This is a genomic window from Gemmatimonadaceae bacterium, from assembly GCA_035533015.1.
Taxonomy (GTDB): domain Bacteria; phylum Gemmatimonadota; class Gemmatimonadetes; order Gemmatimonadales; family Gemmatimonadaceae; genus JAGWRI01.
Window position 1 is genome coordinate 1 of sequence record DATLUQ010000052.1, and the last position, 14,387, is coordinate 14,387.

A 14,387-nucleotide genomic window follows, 5' to 3' on the forward strand; every position below is an offset into this window, starting at 1 on the left:
TTTGCTTTCGTGGCCAACTGGAGCCGCGTGTCGCCGGGTCTCTGAGGACGCAGGCGCGATACGACGAGTGACCCGGGCGGGTCTCGAACCCGCGACCTACGGATTAAAAGTCCGTTGCTCTACCAGCTGAGCTACCGGGTCGGACTTGCTGACTGACCAAATTACCGAGGATTAGCCAATAAGTCGACGTGTCGAGGCAAATGGATCCAAGCACCACACTCGTCGGCACGAGCACCACAGCCAGCCCCGGGCGCGGTTTCTCGAGCCGCTGCCAGTCCTGTCAACAGCGATTGAAATTGCACACTTTTTGGTCGAGGGGCCCCCACAACCGCTGAGCCTTCGAAGTCTCCTTCGCTTGTGAAACACAGGCTGGCAGCTCCAGGCGCGAACCGCCACCGTCGGATCGCTGGGTCGGCGCGGCCTGCGCATGCATTGCTCGCGCGGCCACAGACCGCGCCCGACCATGGATTCTGTGCGCGATGCCCTGGCCCATGGGCGGACCACCAAACCATCGCCCAACCCGGGCTATCGCGCGTTCCCGGCGCAGCGCCGGCCCCGACCAGCGCGTATTCTTGCCAAGAGTATGGCAGGCCGGCATCCTTAACGTCCCTAGGCCATTGTCCGTCGACCATCCGGTCGGCCGGCGATGGGTCGGACCGGCAATTTCGTCACTTGGAGACTCCTGATGCGAACGCTCCTCCGCTGCTCCGCGATTGCGCTGTCGTTGACCGCGTGTGTCGCGAGCACGGCCCCCACGCATTTGTCGACCCCGCCGGCAGACATCGTGGGCACCTGGAGTCTCAAGACGGTCAACGGTGACAGCCTGCCATATACGCTTTCGACCACTCTGGGCACCACCGAGAAGTGGTTGGACGAGGCCCTCATCCTCAACTCCGACGGCAGCACGGTGCAGCAGGGCGATGTGAGCTACACCAGCGGCGCCGCCGTCAACACGCAGAATTATCTCAGCGCGGGCACGTTCACGGTGACCGGATCGAACATCACCTTCGAGTTCGGCGGGGGCGGCTCCTCAGCCACGGGGTCGTACAGCGGGAATACGCTCCACATGACGGCGCAGGGAATGGCCCTGGTCTACCTGCGCCAGTAACGCGCCGGCAACTCCGGGCGACCGGGCAGGTCCGAATCCCGTCTAGCGAACCGGGGCGACGGTGATGGAATCGGGCAGGCCGAGCGTGCGCAACGCGGCCGCGAACTTGGCAGAGCCGCGTATGCGATTGAAGATCGGCTCGGCAAGCGGCTGGGCGGAGAGTTGGGGCGCATGCTGCGCCGCCGCCGTGGCCAGCGCGGCGAGCGCGCGGGTGGTGTCACCAGCACCGAGCGCGGCGTGAGCGAGGATCAGCGCGGCGTCAGGGCTCTTGGTAGTGGCGGCGGCCTGGGCGATCGCGTGCGCCTGCTGGGTGTCGCCCACGCGGGCGTAGGCGTAGGCGAGCATCGCCGACACGGCGCTCGACGTGGGGTTGCGCGGGGTGCCGAGCGCGCTGGCGGCCTCTAGCGGCTGGAGGGCGGCGTCGGCGCGGCCTGAAAAGATGAGCACGCTTCCCAGCGCGAGACGCGTGACGAAGCCCGTGGAATCGAGCGCCATGGCGTGGCGCGCCGTGTCGACCGCCGCGGCGGTGTCGCCGGAGATGCCCAGCGCCACGGCGTACGCCGCCGCGGTGGACGCGGACGTCGGATCGAGGGCCAGGGCCCGGCGCAACTCGCCCGTGCCCGCGCGCACCCGGCCCTGGACGAGCAGGAACTCGCCATAGCCCTTTCGCGTGGCCGCGTCGCGCGGATTGAGGGCCAGCGCGTGCCGGTAGTCGTGCTCGGCGTCGGCCCAGCGGAAGCTTGCGCAATACAGCGCCGCCCGCGCCGTGTAGGCGTCGGACAGCGTGCTGTCGATGGCGATGGCGCGGGTGGCGGCGGCGATGCCGCGCACCACCGCGGTGTCCCCGGCGGTGGCGTCGTCGAGCGGCAGCAGCGAGTAGGCGCGTGCCGTGGCCGCGTAGGCCTTGGCGAACAACGAATCGCGGCGCACGGCGGCGCTCAGCGTATAGATGGCCCGCCGTAGCGACTGTGCTCCCCGCCGGCTGATGAACCCGTTGGCACGGGTATAGTACTCATATGCGGTGTCGTCCATGGTGCCGCGCTCGGCGAGGAGTTCGGGCGGCGGGGTGAGTTGCGGTTCGAGCGCTTGAACGATGGACGACGAGATGTCCTGCTGAACGGCGAACACGTCGCCGATGGTGCGGTCGAACACGTCCGCCCAAACGGAAAACCCGGTGGACGTGCTCACCAGGCGTGCCGTGATGCGGAGCTTCGTGCCGTCCTTCTGCACGGTGCCCTCGAGCACGTAGCCCACCTTGTATTTCTGGCCCAGTTCCTCCTCGGTGGGATACTGGTTGCCTCCCGCCGCGCCCGCCGGCCACGACGCCACGCGCAGTCCGGGAATGCGGGTGAGCGCGCTCAGCAGCTCGCTGGTGATGCCGAGCGCGAGAGGTTCGTCGGTGGAGTCCACGCCGAGGTTGACGAACGGCACCACGAGCACGGAGCGCGTCTGCGACGTATCGCGCACCGGAGCGGCGGCCCTGGTGGCGACGGGGTGATGGCGCATGGTGAAGATGGCGGCCGTGCCGGCCGCCCCGAGCACGACCGCCCCCAGCGCGAACCCCACGAGCCGGCGGCGATGTTGGTGCCGCGGAATGGCGAGCGTGGACACGGTGCCGTCGCTCACCACCGCAGGATCGTCGAGCGCGTCGACGATCTCGCGCGCCGACTGGGGGCGCTTGTCGCGGTCCTTCTCCAGGCAGCGCATGATGAGCTGGACAAGGCGCGGCGGCAGCCCGGCCCGAACCTCGCCAAGGGCCCGCGGCGCCTTGGTGAGGTGGGCGGTGAGCAGGGCCTGCGGAGTGAGCGACGCGAAGGGCGGACCCCCGGCGAGCATCTCGTATGCCATCACGCCGAACGAGTAGATGTCGGCGCGCCCGTCCACGTTCGGATCAGCGGCGATCTGCTCGGGCGCCATGTAGGCGGGCGTGCCCACCGTGGTGCCCACCTGCGTGAGAAACCCCGCGTCGTGCTCCGTGGTCCAGGTGGGCGTGGGGGTGCGTCGCGACGACAGCACCGCCTTGGCGACGCCGAAGTCCGTGACCATGGCCGAACCCGACGCCAGCAGCACGTTGTCGGGCTTGATGTCGCGGTGCACGATGCCGCGTTCGTGCGCGTAGGCCAGCGCGCGCGCCACGTCGCGCAGGATCGTGATGGCATCGCGCACCGGCATCGGTCCCGTCTTGGCCATCAGGGCGCGCAGCGACTCGCCCTCGATGAACGGCATCGTGAAGTACGGCAGGCCGTCCACCTCGCCCGTCGTGAGCACTCCCACGATGTGGGGGTTCTGCAGCGTCGCAGCCACCAGGATCTCGCGCGTGAAGCGCTCGAGATTGACTGACGCCGCGAGCTCGGGCGACACGACCTTGACCGCCACGCGGCGGCCCAGCGTCTGGTCGAACGCCACGAACACGCGCGACATCCCACCACCGCCCAACTCGCGCTCGACGGCGTAGGTGGGACCCAGCGTCAGTTGTAGCGCTTCGCCAATCTCGGTCATTGCAGACTGATCGCGGTGGCGCGCTCACGGCGCGCACGTTCTAGGACAATCGTCCCCCCTCGAGGGTTGGCCGTCCCGCGCCCCGCCAACCTGGAAGCCGCCGCCATGCCGGCCGCGGCGCCTCCACTGGAGTATACGCTGCCAAGAGCGAAATCGCGGCTCGAAGGCCGCCTCCGCCGTACGCGCCAGCCCCCGGTTTGTTCCAGCCTGAGGCGACGACGGGCAGCGAACGTGTCCTCGCCGGGTCGTCGCATTCCCGACGGACCATGGGTTCATTCACCGATGGCATTTGTCCGCCGGCGCCCTCACATTCAGGGCACAACATTCCTTGCACACCCCCGCGGAGGAGTCGTGACGCCCATTGAGATCCCCATGGCGCAGGCCCCGGCGCGGCCGGAATCGCGTGTCGGCGACCGCGGCCCGCTGGCGCCCATTCTCGCGCCACGCAGCATCGCCGTGGTCGGCGCGTCGCGCAGCCCGGGGACGATCGGTCATCAACTGCTGACCAATCTCATCGCCGAAGGGTTCACCGGGGCGGTCCATCCCGTGAACCCCAACGCCCGGGCCGTGTGTTCCGTGGCTTCGGCGCCCTCGGTGTCGGCACTTCCCGAGCCGCCGGACCTGGCCATCGTGTGCGTGCCCAAGGAGGCCGTGGTCGACGTGGCCGACGAATGCGGCGCCATGGGGGTGCGCGGCCTGGTCGTGATCTCGGCCGGGTTCCGCGAGGTGGGCGCCGAGGGCGCGGCGCGTGAGCGCGCGCTGCTGGAACAGGTGCGCCGCCACGGCATGCGCATGATCGGCCCGAACTGCATGGGCGTGATCAACACGCATCCCAGCGTGTCGATGAACGCCACCTTCGCGCCGAGTATGCCGCCGGCCGGACACGCCGCGTTCGTGTCGCAGTCGGGCGCGTTGGGGGTGAGCGTGCTGGACTACGCGCGCGAGTATGGCATCGGCATTGCCCAGTTCGCGTCGATTGGGAACAAGGCCGACGTGAGCGGCAACGACCTGCTCGAGCATTGGGAGCACGACGACAACGTGCGCGTGATCCTGATGTACGTGGAGAACTTCGGCAATCCGCGCCGCTTTCTCGATATCGCCACGCGCATCACGCGGCAAAAGCCGATCGTCGTCGTCAAATCGGGACGGTCGCGGGCGGGCGCGCGGGCGGCCTGGTCGCATACCGGCGCCCTGGCGGCGAGCGACACCGCAGTGGACGCGCTGCTCGGCCAGGCCGGCGTGCTCCGGGCCGGGTCGGTGGAGGAGTTGTTCGACATGGCGATGGCGCTTGGCGTCACGGCGCTGCCCGCGTCGCGGCGCACCGCCGTGGTCACCAACGCCGGCGGCCCGGGCATTCTCGCCGCCGACGCCCTCGATGCCGCAGGGCTCGACGTCGTGGACCTGAGCCCGGCCACGGTGGAACGCCTGCGGCCAATGTTCCCGCCCGAGGCGTCGGTGCGCAACCCGCTCGACATGATCGCGTCGGCCACGCCGGAAGGCTATCGCGCGGCGGTCTCGGCGCTGCTCGACGATCCCAACGTGGATGCCGTGGTGCCGATCTTCATTCCCCCGCTCAACACGGAACAGGAAGCGGTGGCCGAGGCGATCGCCGCGGCGGCGCGCACCAACCGCGCCAAGCCGGTGCTCACGGTGTTGATGGGCCGCCGCGGGCTACCCGAAGGACGCGCCGAGCTGCACGCTGCCGGAATCCCGGCATACGTGTTTCCTGAATCTGCTGCGCGGGCACTCGGCGCGCTCAATCGCTATCGCGAATGGACCGTGCAGCCGCCCGACGTGATGGCTCCCCTGGAGGTCGATCGCGCGGCGGCGACGGCGATCGTCGAACGGGCGCTTGGCGAGGGCCGCCAGCAGCTCACCGAACTCGAGGCGCTCCACCTGCTCAGCGCGTACGGCGTGCCCACGGCACCGGCGCAACTGGCGCTCGGTGCCGAAGCGTCCGCCGCGGCAGCGGAGGCCCTGGGATTTCCGGTCGTGCTCAAGATCGTGGCACCCGAGATCGTACATAAGAGCGACGTGGGCGGCGTACGTGTGGGCCTCCGCTCGGCGAGCGAGGTGCGCGCGGCCCACGACGATCTCATCTCGACCGTGGCCGAACGCGTGCCCGGGGCGCACGTCACCGGCGTCCTGGTGCAGCGCCAGATGAGCGGCGGTCGTGAGACGATCGCCGGTGTGGTGCGCGACCCAAGCTTCGGCCCGCTCGTGATGTTCGGGTTGGGCGGCGTGTTCGTCGAGGCGCTGCGCGACGTGGTGTTCCGCATGCCGCCGCTCGGCCCGCGCACCGCCCACGACATGGTACGCGCTATTCGAGGGCTCGGCATCCTCACCGGGGCGCGCGGCAGCGCGCCGGCGGACCTCGCCGCCATCGCCGACGCGCTCCGGCGCGTGGGACAACTGGCGCTGGACCAACCACAACTCGCCGAACTCGACGTCAATCCGCTGGTCGCGTTCGAGCGGGGCGTGGTAGCCCTCGACGCCCGGGTGCGACTGGCGGCCCCGGGCCCGCCGGCGCCCTGACGCCTACTTGGGCAACCGGGGCGACGGCAGGCTCACCAGCACCGACGTGATGATGAGCACCAGACTGGCGAACGCCAACTCGAACGTCGCCGACCGGCGGATCCGGTCCGACCCCTCTGGGGTGCCCAGCGTGGGCTTCACGCGGCGCCAGTTCCACGCGCCGAATGCCAACACCACGGCCACGACGCAAAGCTTGAGCACCAGCGTGATGCCGTAGGAAGTGGTCCAGAGGGCCGCCACGAACTTGAGATGGCGCACCGCCGTGACCACGCCTGACAGCACGAGGACCGAGACGGCTGTGAGCGCCATGGGCGAGAAGGCGTTCACCATGTCGGCCACCGTTCGTGCCTTGTCACCGCCGGTCTGCGTGCCGGCGAGCACGGTAGGAATGGCGATCGTCAAGAGCACGAACAGCGTACCGATCCAGATCGAGCCGGCGAACACGTGCACCGGATTCACCATCGTGGCCCAGCGCAGGGTCAGCACGTTGACCAGCGCGCCCCCTATGGCGCCGACCGCCGCCAGCGGCCACCCCGACGGCAGTCCGACGATCACGACCGCGAACCCCACGATGGCCACGGCGTAACACACCAGGCGCACCGCGCCCTCGGCTTGGCCCGCCTCGAGTACTTCGACAAGGGGCAGACTACGCGCGGTGGCGAAGTGGATGGCGCCGGCGAGCGTGAGCCCGGTGGCGAGCAGGGCGCCTGCGAGCCCAACGGCCGACGCACGCCGGCCGGCATCACGGAACAGGGTGTCGCGTACGCGATCGTCGGGGGCGCGGCCCAATGCCGGGCCGAGGACGCCGTAGCGGAGGCCCACGACGCCGAGGGACAGGTACGTACCGAGAAAGCCGAGCAATTCGCGGAGCGGATCGGTCAGGTTCATGGAAGTGGAAGTCGGTCTGAGGGTGGTGCCTGGTCAGTGTGCACGGCTGCGCAGGGCTTTGGCAATACGGTCGCCGGCCGCGCCAAGCACGGGGAGCAGCGATTCCACCAAGGCCACATCGGCGGCGGTGTACTTGCCGTGGGCGCCGGTGGTCGCCTCGTTCTGGATGCGCCGCGCGAGGTGGCGGATGCCGGCGGTGTGCTCGTGCGTCTGAGCCTCGTGCGTCGAGGCGCTCTCCAGACTCACGGCGTGGCGCACGAGCGCCATGGCATCGTTCATCGAAAGTTGGAGGGGGAGGGCGCCTTCGTCGGCAGACATGACGGGGTTCCATGATTGGAGGTCCGTGCCCAGTGCCGGCGGGATGTCGCGCACCGCGCCTGGTGGGAAAGATACACCCTGCGCCCGCGGGCGCGAATGCCCTAGTCGGTGAGGCCCGGCCGGTCGCGCACGGTCATCATCGTTCCCTGCATCAGCGCCACCAGGGTTCCGTCAACCTCGTGGCCGGTGGCGAAGGCCCGTAGCTCGCCCTCGCAGACGGTGATCGTGCGGCCCGCTCTGCGCACGCGGCCGATGGCCACGAAATGGTGGCCGGCCGCCGGGGCGAGCAGGTTCACCTTGAACTCCACGCTGAGCACCGCGGCGTCCGGCGGCATGAGGGTGAGGGCGGCATAGCCGCACGCCGAGTCGATGACGGCCGCCACGGCGCCAGCGTGCAGGAAGCCGTGCTGCTGCGTGATGCCGGCGGCGAAGGGCAGCGCGATCGCGACCTCGCCCGGCGCGACGGTGTGGAGCGACGCGCCGAGCGTGGCCATGAACCGCTGCCGGGCGAAACTCGCGCGTATCCGCTCGGCAAATGCCGGATCCGGCGGCGCGGCGCTCACGGCGCGCGCCGGCCGCGCGTGTGCGTCAGGCGCGGCATCAGGCCGCCGGCGTCGCCGACCGGAGATCGGCCGCCGAGACCGCGCCGATCGACGTGGCGTCGCCGGTCAGGAACCGGCGGTGGTAGTCGATCTGCCCCAGATGATACGTGAGGTGCACGGCCAGGTGGATGAGCCAGTCCGCCGTCGCCACGTGGTTGCCAGCCACCGTCTCGGGATAGGTCTCCGCCATCTGGGCGTCGGTGAGCCGCGACAGCGTGGCGCCGACATCGGCGATGGCCGCGTCGAGCCGGCGCTGCAATTCCGCACGTGGAACCTCGCGGTCGGTGAACTCGGCGCTGCGGTCGCGCACGTATCCCGAGCCGCCGAGGACGGCCCCCACGTAATAGCGAATGTTGCCGGCCACGTGCAGCGCCAGGGTGCCCGCCGAGTTCGGAATGGATGGAGTGAGGCGCCAGAGGTCGGCTTCCGCACCATATGCCGCTATCTCGCGTTGCAGGGCGCGCAGATCGCGCGTGAGCATTGCCCCGATCAGTTCTGCCGTGGTCATGGGGTGAGTGGGTGAAGGCTCCGTGAAGGCACGCGGTTCGAGCGGCTCGGCACTCCGTTCTGGGGAGCGGGGCCGGCGCGACGAAACTACCAGCCGTTGGACGCCCCCGCCATGCGGACGGCGGGGCGCCCCCATTTCCCGGCCCGTCGTTTTAGCTTGCAGTCCGTGGGCAGCGTGAACGGGCCGTACCGCTCAGGAGAATGACCGATGTCGACTGATGATCGAGCGCCGGTCGGCGGCCGCGCCGCTGAAGGGAACCGCGACTACGTGGGCGACGGCATCGTCGTGCACTGGAATCCGGTCATCTGCCAGCACTCGGGAGTCTGCGCGCGTACGTTGGGGCGGGTGTTCCGCCCGCGCGCGCGGCCGTGGGTACAGGTGGACCAAGCGGACGCCGACACGATTGCCGACGCGGTCGATCACTGCCCGAGCGGGGCGCTCAGCTACACGCGGATCGAGCGCCGCTCTACTTGACCGGGCGTCCTGATTCGAAGCGCTGCACCTTCTTGAGCCGGCGTTCGTAGCGATCGAATCCCTTGAACCGCGCGCCGAGGAACGCCGCCACCAGCTCGGCGGCCAGTTCGGGGCCGATCACACGGCCGCCCAGGCACAGCACGTTCATAGCGTCGTCCTCCACCCCCTGGCGCGCCGAATACGTGTCGTGGCAGATCGCGGCGCGCACGCCGGGAAAGCGGTTGGCCGCCACCGAGATCCCCACGCCGCTGCCGCAGATCAGGACGCCGCGTTCGGCGCGGCCATCGATGATCGCGCCCGCCACGAGCCTGGCAAAGTCCGGGTAGTCGTCACCGGGATCGAGCTTCGCGGCCCCGCAATCGTGCACCTCGTGGCCCAGAGTGGCCACCGCGCGTACCACGCGTTCCTTGAGGCCGAACCCCCCGTGGTCGGTGCCGATCGCGACGATCATCCGAAGAAATTTACGTCGTCGTCGCGTCGGAGCTAGACCTGGCGCGGCCCAACCGATATAGTGGACGGGTGAATCGAACAGCCTCCGCACTCCTTGCGGCGTGCGCGCTGGCCGCCTGCGCACCCCGCCCGGCGCCCGTTGTCGCCCCCGCGCCGGCCAATCCGGCGCCGCCGGCGCCAATGGCACCGGCGGCCGCGCGGGCGCTGGTGCCCACGGGCGTCGCCGATTCCACCCGCGCCGCGGCCGATTCGGGCGCGGTGAGCGACAGCGACGTCGCCAACTGCGCGACGAGCGTGTTCGGTGATTCCGCCGCCCAGGCCGATTCGGCGCGTCCCAGCTGGGACATCGATGTGCGGTCGTACGAGACCCGCGAGCGCGTCCAACGCTACATCGCGGTGTTCACGGGTCCGGCCAAGGATCACATTACGCAGCAACTCGAGCGCGGGACTCGCTACGAAGGCATGATCCGCGAACAATTCCGCGCTGCCGGCCTCCCCGAGGACATGTACTACCTGGGCCTGATCGAGAGCGGCTACGACCCCAACGCGTACTCGAGCGCCGCGGCCGTGGGCATGTGGCAATTCATGGCGGGCACGGCGCGTGGCGAAGGGCTGCGAGTGGATTGGTGGATCGACGAGCGCCGCGACCCCGTCAAGTCCACCGCGGCGGCCGCCAAGTTCATCAAGGGACTCCGCGACCAGTTCGGCTCGCTCTATCTGGCCGCCGCCGCATACGACGGCGGTCCGGGCCGGATCCAGCGCGGGCTCACCCGCTACGCCGACGCACTGCAGGACACGGAGGGCGACGACCTGTACTTCGCACTCTCCGACAAGGACTACCTGCGCGCCGAAACGCGCGAGTACGTGCCGCGCCTGATCGCCGCCGCGCTCGTGGCCAAAGATCCCAAGCGCTACGGGCTCGACATCCAGCCCGAGTCGGCGTTCGTGTACGACTCGGTGCGCGTGGGCCCGACCACGCCGCTCGCCGCCATTGCGGCCGCCAGCGGCACCACCGTAGCGGCGCTCCAAGAACTCAACCCCCAGATCCTGCGGGGCATGGCGCCCCCCGACGACTCGATCGACGTGCGAATCCCCGTGGGCACAGCGGCACGGTTCGACACCAGTTTCGCGGCGCTCTCCCCGTCCGAACGCATCGGGGCCCGCACCGTCCGCGCAAAGTCGGGCGAGTACGCCTCGACCGTCGCGCGCAAGTACCGGATCACGGTGCACCAGCTGGAAGAGTTCAATCCGCACCTGCGGCGCTACAAGAGCGGCCACCTGGTGCCGGGGCAGTCGGTGCTCGTGCCGACCAGAGCCGTAGCGGACGCCGCGCGGGCCGTGCCCAATCCGTCGATCGAACTCTACGGCCTCGCCGGCGGCGTCCACGTGGTGCGCAAGGGTGAGACGCTGGGCGGCCTGGCGGCCAAGTACCACACGACCGTGGCCCACATCAAAGCGCTCAATCGACTCCGCCACGACACCATCCGCATCGGGCAGAAGCTACGGATCAGTCGATGATGCCGGGGCCCTTGTAGCCCTTCATCAGGACCCGCGTGTAGTCGCTGGATGGGCTCTTGCCCGAAGCCTGCACGGCGGCGGCTGCCACCTCGCCGCCATTGTACACCAGCAATGCCATGTCGATCTGGCCGTGATACTGCTCCACCAGCGAGTGCAGGTAGCGGAAGCCGATGTGCAGGTTGAGGTCGGCGTCGAACAGTTGCCTGGCCCGCAGTCCCTTCTGGTAGAATCGGGCGGTGGCCGGCATGAGCTGCGTGAGGCCGATCGCGCCAGCCGGGCTCTGCGCTCGCGTGTTGAAATCGCTCTCCAGCTTGACCAGCCGGAAAGCCAACTCGGGGTCCACATTCTCCCCGGTCGCGGCATCGTACACCTTCCCCGCGAGATCGGCGGAGATGCCGTACCGCGACGAGTAGCTGATCAGGTGGTTGGCCCGATCGAGCTGTTCCTGCAGGCTGTTTACCTGCCCGCGGGACTCGGCCAACTGGCTGCGGAGCGTCGCCGCTTCGCTGAGCGGGGACGAGGAGCGCTCATGGGTCACCACCGCCGCCTGAGCCAGCTCGGCGGACGGCGACGGATAGAGGACCAGGAGCACCGCGGAGGCCGCTCCGGCGCCCACGAGGGCGAGCAAACGTTTCGCCCGGCGTCTCCGTCGGACGGCGTCTCCCCGGCGCACGTAAGTGCCAGATAGGTCACGCATAAGTTATTTGGTGGCAATAGGTTAAGTACAATGAACCCCTACCAGACCTATAGCACAATAAGCAATACATGGTCCCGCATCAACCTCGGGACCAGTCCCCCCGTTGTCCACCTGTTTTTTCCAGGAGCATTACCTCGCCGATCGTCATGCCGCGGTCGATCGCCTTGGCCATGTCGTATACCGTGAGGAGGGCGATGGACGCGGCCACAATCGCCTCCATTTCCACCCCAGTTCGGCCGGTTGTCCGCGCGGTGGCCTGGGCGCGGATGCCCGGCAGCGACCGGTCAGGCGTGAGCGTCACCTGCACGTCGTCCAGAGGCAGGGGGTGGCAGAGGGGAATCAGCTCGGCGGTTCGTTTGGCGCCCATGATCCCGGCCACGCGGGCGACGGCGAGCACGTCGCCTTTCCTTAATGAATGGGCTTCGATGGCGTCGAGGGTCGCGGCGGCCATGCGGATGGACCCCGCGGCCCGGGCCGCGCGCACGGTGACGGGTTTGGAGGACACGTCGACCATGCGCGCTTCACCATCGGGTCCCACGTGGGAGAGTCGGTCGGTCATCGAAGGGTGGTCTCCAGCTCGCGCAACAGGGTGAAGGTGACGAGCTGTGGATTGGCGTTTCCGGCGGCGAGTACCTTTGCGCGTTCCACGGCGTCGGCAGCGCGCGAAGCGCCCAGCGCAGCGGCCTGGTCGTCGCGGTCCACGGCGGCCCGTGCGCGCTCGTGCAGCAACAGGGTGAGGGCCTGCAGCGCGTCGCTGAATTCACCGCGCGCGCCGGAACTGCCCTGCACGAAGGCGGCACGGATGCGGGCCGCGCGATCGCCGCCCGTGGCCGCGTCGAGCAAGCGCCGGGCGCGCGCCAGCGCCTGATCCATGGCCGACTGCGCGAGCAGGGCGCCGGGGGCGCCATTGGCCAGCCGGAGCCGGTCGGCGCGGTCGCGGGGGAGCGACAGCGTGTCGAGGTGCGCGCGCACGGCTTCGTGGTCGAGGAACGCGGCCATGTCGGCATCGGTGAGGCGGGGCACGCGCAACGCGATGACGCGGGAGCGGATGGTGGGGAGCAGGGCGCCCGGCTCGCTGCTCGTGAGCACGATGTTGGTGTTGCCCGGCGGCTCTTCGAGGAGCTTGAGAAAGGCGTTGGCGGCCTGGTCGGAACCCTCCTGGGACACCATGCGTTCGGCGTCGCCGATGACGAACACCTTGCGGGCGGCCAGGGCGGGCGCGAGAGCGGCGGCGTGGACGATGGCGCGGACCGTGGCGACGTAGATGCCTTCGGTTCCGTCCGGGGGCGCGTAGAGGCCGTGGGTTTCGAGGCGTTCGGCGATGGCCTCGCCGTAGTCGGCCTCGACATCCGCGGCGGACGCGTCGCTGTCCTTGGGCCGAGGCCTGGGAAAGATCCAGTGGAGGTCCGGGTGCGTTCCGGCGAGGGCATAACGGCACTGCTGACAGGTGCCACAGGGGCGGGGGCTGGCACCGTCGCAGAGCAGGCGCTGGCCGAGCCAGAGGGCGAGGCGCTGCTTGCCGACGCCGGCGGGCCCGTGGAGGAGCAGGCTGGCCGGCAGGGTTCCGCGGTCGACTGCCGACTGCAGGCGCTGGCGGATCGCGGCATGGCCGAAGAGCGGGACGAGGGTCACGCGGGGAAGATACGGGGAACAGGGTAGGAGGGTAGGAGGGTAGGAGAGTAGGGCGGGGGGGGGGAGGCAGCACCCCGGCGCCCAAGCTTTGCAGCTAAAAGTACTTGCCAGCGACGCGTTCGGCCGCCATCATTCCATCCCATGACACTTCCAGCGCCGCCGCGGCCGCAGCCCTCCGATCCGCCCGATATGCACGCGCGGGCGATGGACAATCTCCGGTTCATTCGCGAGACGATGGAGCGTGCCGGGACGTTCACGGCCGTGTCGGGGTGGGGTGAGATCATCATTGGCGCGAGCGCGGTGATGGCGGCCGCCGTGGCGGCGCCCCAGCCCACGCCGGTGCGATGGGTGGCGGTGTGGCTGGGCGAGGCGCTGCTCGCGGGCACCATCTCGGCGTGGGCCACCTCGCGCAAGGCGCGCGCGGCCAACGTGCCGCTGCTGTCGGGACCGGGGCGAAAGCTGGTGCTGGCGTTCGCGCCGGCGATGCTGGTTGGGGCGTTGCTCACCGCGGCCTGCGTCGTGCATGGATTGGAGGCGATGCTCCCCGGTATCTGGATGCTGCTGTACGGGGCCGGCGTGATTGCGGCCGGCGCCTATTCGGTGCGGATCGTCCCGGTGATGGGGATGGCATTCGTCGCGCTGGGCGCGGCGGCGCTGTTCGCGCCGCCGGCGTGGGGCACGGGGATGTTGGTGATCGGGTTCGGCGGACTGCACGTCACATTCGGCATGATGATCGCGCGGAGGCATGGTGGCTAAGCAGAGTGCGGTTCCCAAGGACGACGCCGACCGCGGGCGCGGCGCTCGCAAGCCGGCGCACGCGCTCACGCCGGTGCGGGGCAGGTCGCCGGATGAGCCCGGCAGCGCGCTCGCCCTCGACCGCCTGATCCACGAGCGGATGCGGCTGGGCATCGTGAGCGCGTTGGCGGTGAACGAGCGGTTGAGCTTCAACGATCTCAAAGCGCTGCTCGAGACCACGGACGGCAACCTGAGCGTGCACGCCCGCAAGCTCGAGGAGGCCGGTTACGTGACCTGTACCAAGACGTTCGAGGGACGGATGCCCAGGACGCAGTACGCGCTGACGGCCGCCGGCCGGCGCGCATTGGAGCGGTATCTCGGGCATATGGAAGCGCTAATACGCGCGACGCGTGAGGGATAGCG

At 69.6% G+C, this 14,387-nt stretch carries 15 protein-coding genes and 1 tRNA gene; 6 read left to right on the forward strand and 10 right to left on the reverse strand.

Features of this window, described 5'->3' with window-relative positions; all coding sequences use genetic code 11:
• Positions 1-68: 68 nt before the first annotated feature.
• Positions 69-141: transfer RNA gene (locus VNF92_11275), tRNA-Lys, on the reverse strand.
• Positions 142-685: 544 nt separating this feature from the next.
• On the opposite strand from VNF92_11275, the gene VNF92_11280 reads away from it, so the two are divergent.
• Complete coding sequence (locus VNF92_11280) at positions 686-1,108, forward strand: lipocalin family protein (protein ID HVA58459.1); 423 nt, start codon at positions 686-688, stop codon at positions 1,106-1,108.
• A gap of 42 nt (positions 1,109-1,150) precedes the next feature.
• On the opposite strand, the gene VNF92_11285 is transcribed toward VNF92_11280, so the two are convergent.
• Positions 1,151-3,607 carry a protein kinase gene (locus tag VNF92_11285; GenBank protein HVA58460.1) on the reverse strand — a complete coding sequence of 819 codons (2,457 nt, stop codon included), beginning with the start codon at positions 3,605-3,607 and terminating at the stop codon, positions 1,151-1,153.
• 351 nt (positions 3,608-3,958) lie between these two features.
• Here VNF92_11285 and VNF92_11290 point away from each other — a divergent pair, with 351 nt between their 5' ends.
• A complete protein-coding gene (locus tag VNF92_11290; protein HVA58461.1) occupies positions 3,959-6,142 on the forward strand; it encodes an acetate--CoA ligase family protein in 2,184 nt (727 codons plus the stop codon).
• Between the two features lie 3 nt (positions 6,143-6,145).
• Here VNF92_11290 and VNF92_11295 read toward each other — a convergent pair whose 3' ends face one another.
• The 4 genes from VNF92_11295 to VNF92_11310 all read right to left on the reverse strand — a co-directional run bounded on the left by VNF92_11295 (position 6,146) and on the right by VNF92_11310 (position 8,458).
• Positions 6,146-7,030, reverse strand: coding sequence for a CopD family protein (locus VNF92_11295; protein HVA58462.1), 885 nt, complete (start codon positions 7,028-7,030; stop codon positions 6,146-6,148).
• 33 nt (positions 7,031-7,063) lie between these two features.
• Entirely contained in the window at positions 7,064-7,348 is a 285-nt protein-coding gene (locus tag VNF92_11300; protein HVA58463.1) for a hypothetical protein, read from the reverse strand.
• 101 nt (positions 7,349-7,449) lie between these two features.
• Positions 7,450-7,911 carry a PaaI family thioesterase gene (locus VNF92_11305; GenBank protein ID HVA58464.1) on the reverse strand — a complete coding sequence of 154 codons (462 nt, stop codon included), beginning with the start codon at positions 7,909-7,911 and terminating at the stop codon, positions 7,450-7,452.
• A 37-nt stretch (positions 7,912-7,948) separates the two neighbouring features.
• Positions 7,949-8,458 carry a DinB family protein gene (locus VNF92_11310; protein HVA58465.1) on the reverse strand — a complete coding sequence of 170 codons (510 nt, stop codon included), beginning with the start codon at positions 8,456-8,458 and terminating at the stop codon, positions 7,949-7,951.
• Positions 8,459-8,665: 207 nt separating this feature from the next.
• Between VNF92_11310 and VNF92_11315 the strand changes: the two genes are divergently transcribed.
• Positions 8,666-8,932 carry a (4Fe-4S)-binding protein gene (locus VNF92_11315; protein ID HVA58466.1) on the forward strand — a complete coding sequence of 89 codons (267 nt, stop codon included), beginning with the start codon at positions 8,666-8,668 and terminating at the stop codon, positions 8,930-8,932.
• Here the strand turns inward: VNF92_11315 and rpiB are convergent.
• Positions 8,925-9,383 (reverse strand): ribose 5-phosphate isomerase B, encoded by a 459-nt coding sequence (gene rpiB, locus VNF92_11320; GenBank protein ID HVA58467.1) that lies wholly within the window; start codon positions 9,381-9,383, stop codon positions 8,925-8,927. The genes VNF92_11315 and rpiB overlap by 8 nt on opposite strands.
• A 179-nt stretch (positions 9,384-9,562) precedes the next feature.
• On the opposite strand from rpiB, the gene VNF92_11325 reads away from it, so the two are divergent.
• Positions 9,563-10,900 carry a LysM peptidoglycan-binding domain-containing protein gene (locus VNF92_11325; GenBank protein HVA58468.1) on the forward strand — a complete coding sequence of 446 codons (1,338 nt, stop codon included), beginning with the start codon at positions 9,563-9,565 and terminating at the stop codon, positions 10,898-10,900.
• Here VNF92_11325 and VNF92_11330 read toward each other — a convergent pair.
• The 3 genes from VNF92_11330 to VNF92_11340 all read right to left on the reverse strand — a co-directional run bounded on the left by VNF92_11330 (position 10,890) and on the right by VNF92_11340 (position 13,229).
• Positions 10,890-11,492 carry a transglycosylase SLT domain-containing protein gene (locus VNF92_11330; protein HVA58469.1) on the reverse strand — a complete coding sequence of 201 codons (603 nt, stop codon included), beginning with the start codon at positions 11,490-11,492 and terminating at the stop codon, positions 10,890-10,892. The genes VNF92_11325 and VNF92_11330 overlap by 11 nt on opposite strands.
• 184 nt (positions 11,493-11,676) lie before the next feature.
• Complete coding sequence (gene moaC, locus VNF92_11335; GenBank protein ID HVA58470.1) at positions 11,677-12,156, reverse strand: cyclic pyranopterin monophosphate synthase MoaC; 480 nt, start codon at positions 12,154-12,156, stop codon at positions 11,677-11,679.
• Positions 12,153-13,229 carry a hypothetical protein gene (locus VNF92_11340; protein ID HVA58471.1) on the reverse strand — a complete coding sequence of 359 codons (1,077 nt, stop codon included), beginning with the start codon at positions 13,227-13,229 and terminating at the stop codon, positions 12,153-12,155. The genes moaC and VNF92_11340 overlap by 4 nt, the downstream gene beginning before the upstream one ends.
• A gap of 141 nt (positions 13,230-13,370) precedes the next feature.
• On the opposite strand from VNF92_11340, the gene VNF92_11345 reads away from it, so the two are divergent.
• Complete coding sequence (locus VNF92_11345; protein ID HVA58472.1) at positions 13,371-13,985, forward strand: hypothetical protein; 615 nt, start codon at positions 13,371-13,373, stop codon at positions 13,983-13,985.
• Positions 13,975-14,385, forward strand: coding sequence for a transcriptional regulator (locus VNF92_11350; GenBank protein HVA58473.1), 411 nt, complete (start codon positions 13,975-13,977; stop codon positions 14,383-14,385). Before VNF92_11345 ends, VNF92_11350 begins: the two co-directional genes overlap by 11 nt.
• Positions 14,386-14,387 lie beyond the last annotated feature (2 nt).

Coding starts and splice junctions, on each gene's coding strand:
- VNF92_11280 (HVA58459.1), top strand. CDS start 686: ATGCGAACGCTCCTCCGCTGCTCCGCGATTGCGCTGTCGTTGACCGCG.
- VNF92_11285 (HVA58460.1), bottom strand. CDS start 3,607: ATGACCGAGATTGGCGAAGCGCTACAACTGACGCTGGGTCCCACCTAC.
- VNF92_11295 (HVA58462.1), bottom strand. CDS start 7,030: ATGAACCTGACCGATCCGCTCCGCGAATTGCTCGGCTTTCTCGGTACG.
- VNF92_11300 (HVA58463.1), bottom strand. CDS start 7,348: ATGTCTGCCGACGAAGGCGCCCTCCCCCTCCAACTTTCGATGAACGAT.
- VNF92_11310 (HVA58465.1), bottom strand. CDS start 8,458: ATGACCACGGCAGAACTGATCGGGGCAATGCTCACGCGCGATCTGCGC.
- VNF92_11315 (HVA58466.1), top strand. CDS start 8,666: ATGTCGACTGATGATCGAGCGCCGGTCGGCGGCCGCGCCGCTGAAGGG.
- rpiB (HVA58467.1), bottom strand. CDS start 9,383: ATGATCGTCGCGATCGGCACCGACCACGGGGGGTTCGGCCTCAAGGAA.
- VNF92_11325 (HVA58468.1), top strand. CDS start 9,563: ATGGCACCGGCGGCCGCGCGGGCGCTGGTGCCCACGGGCGTCGCCGAT.
- moaC (HVA58470.1), bottom strand. CDS start 12,156: ATGACCGACCGACTCTCCCACGTGGGACCCGATGGTGAAGCGCGCATG.
- VNF92_11345 (HVA58472.1), top strand. CDS start 13,371: ATGACACTTCCAGCGCCGCCGCGGCCGCAGCCCTCCGATCCGCCCGAT.
- VNF92_11350 (HVA58473.1), top strand. CDS start 13,975: ATGGTGGCTAAGCAGAGTGCGGTTCCCAAGGACGACGCCGACCGCGGG.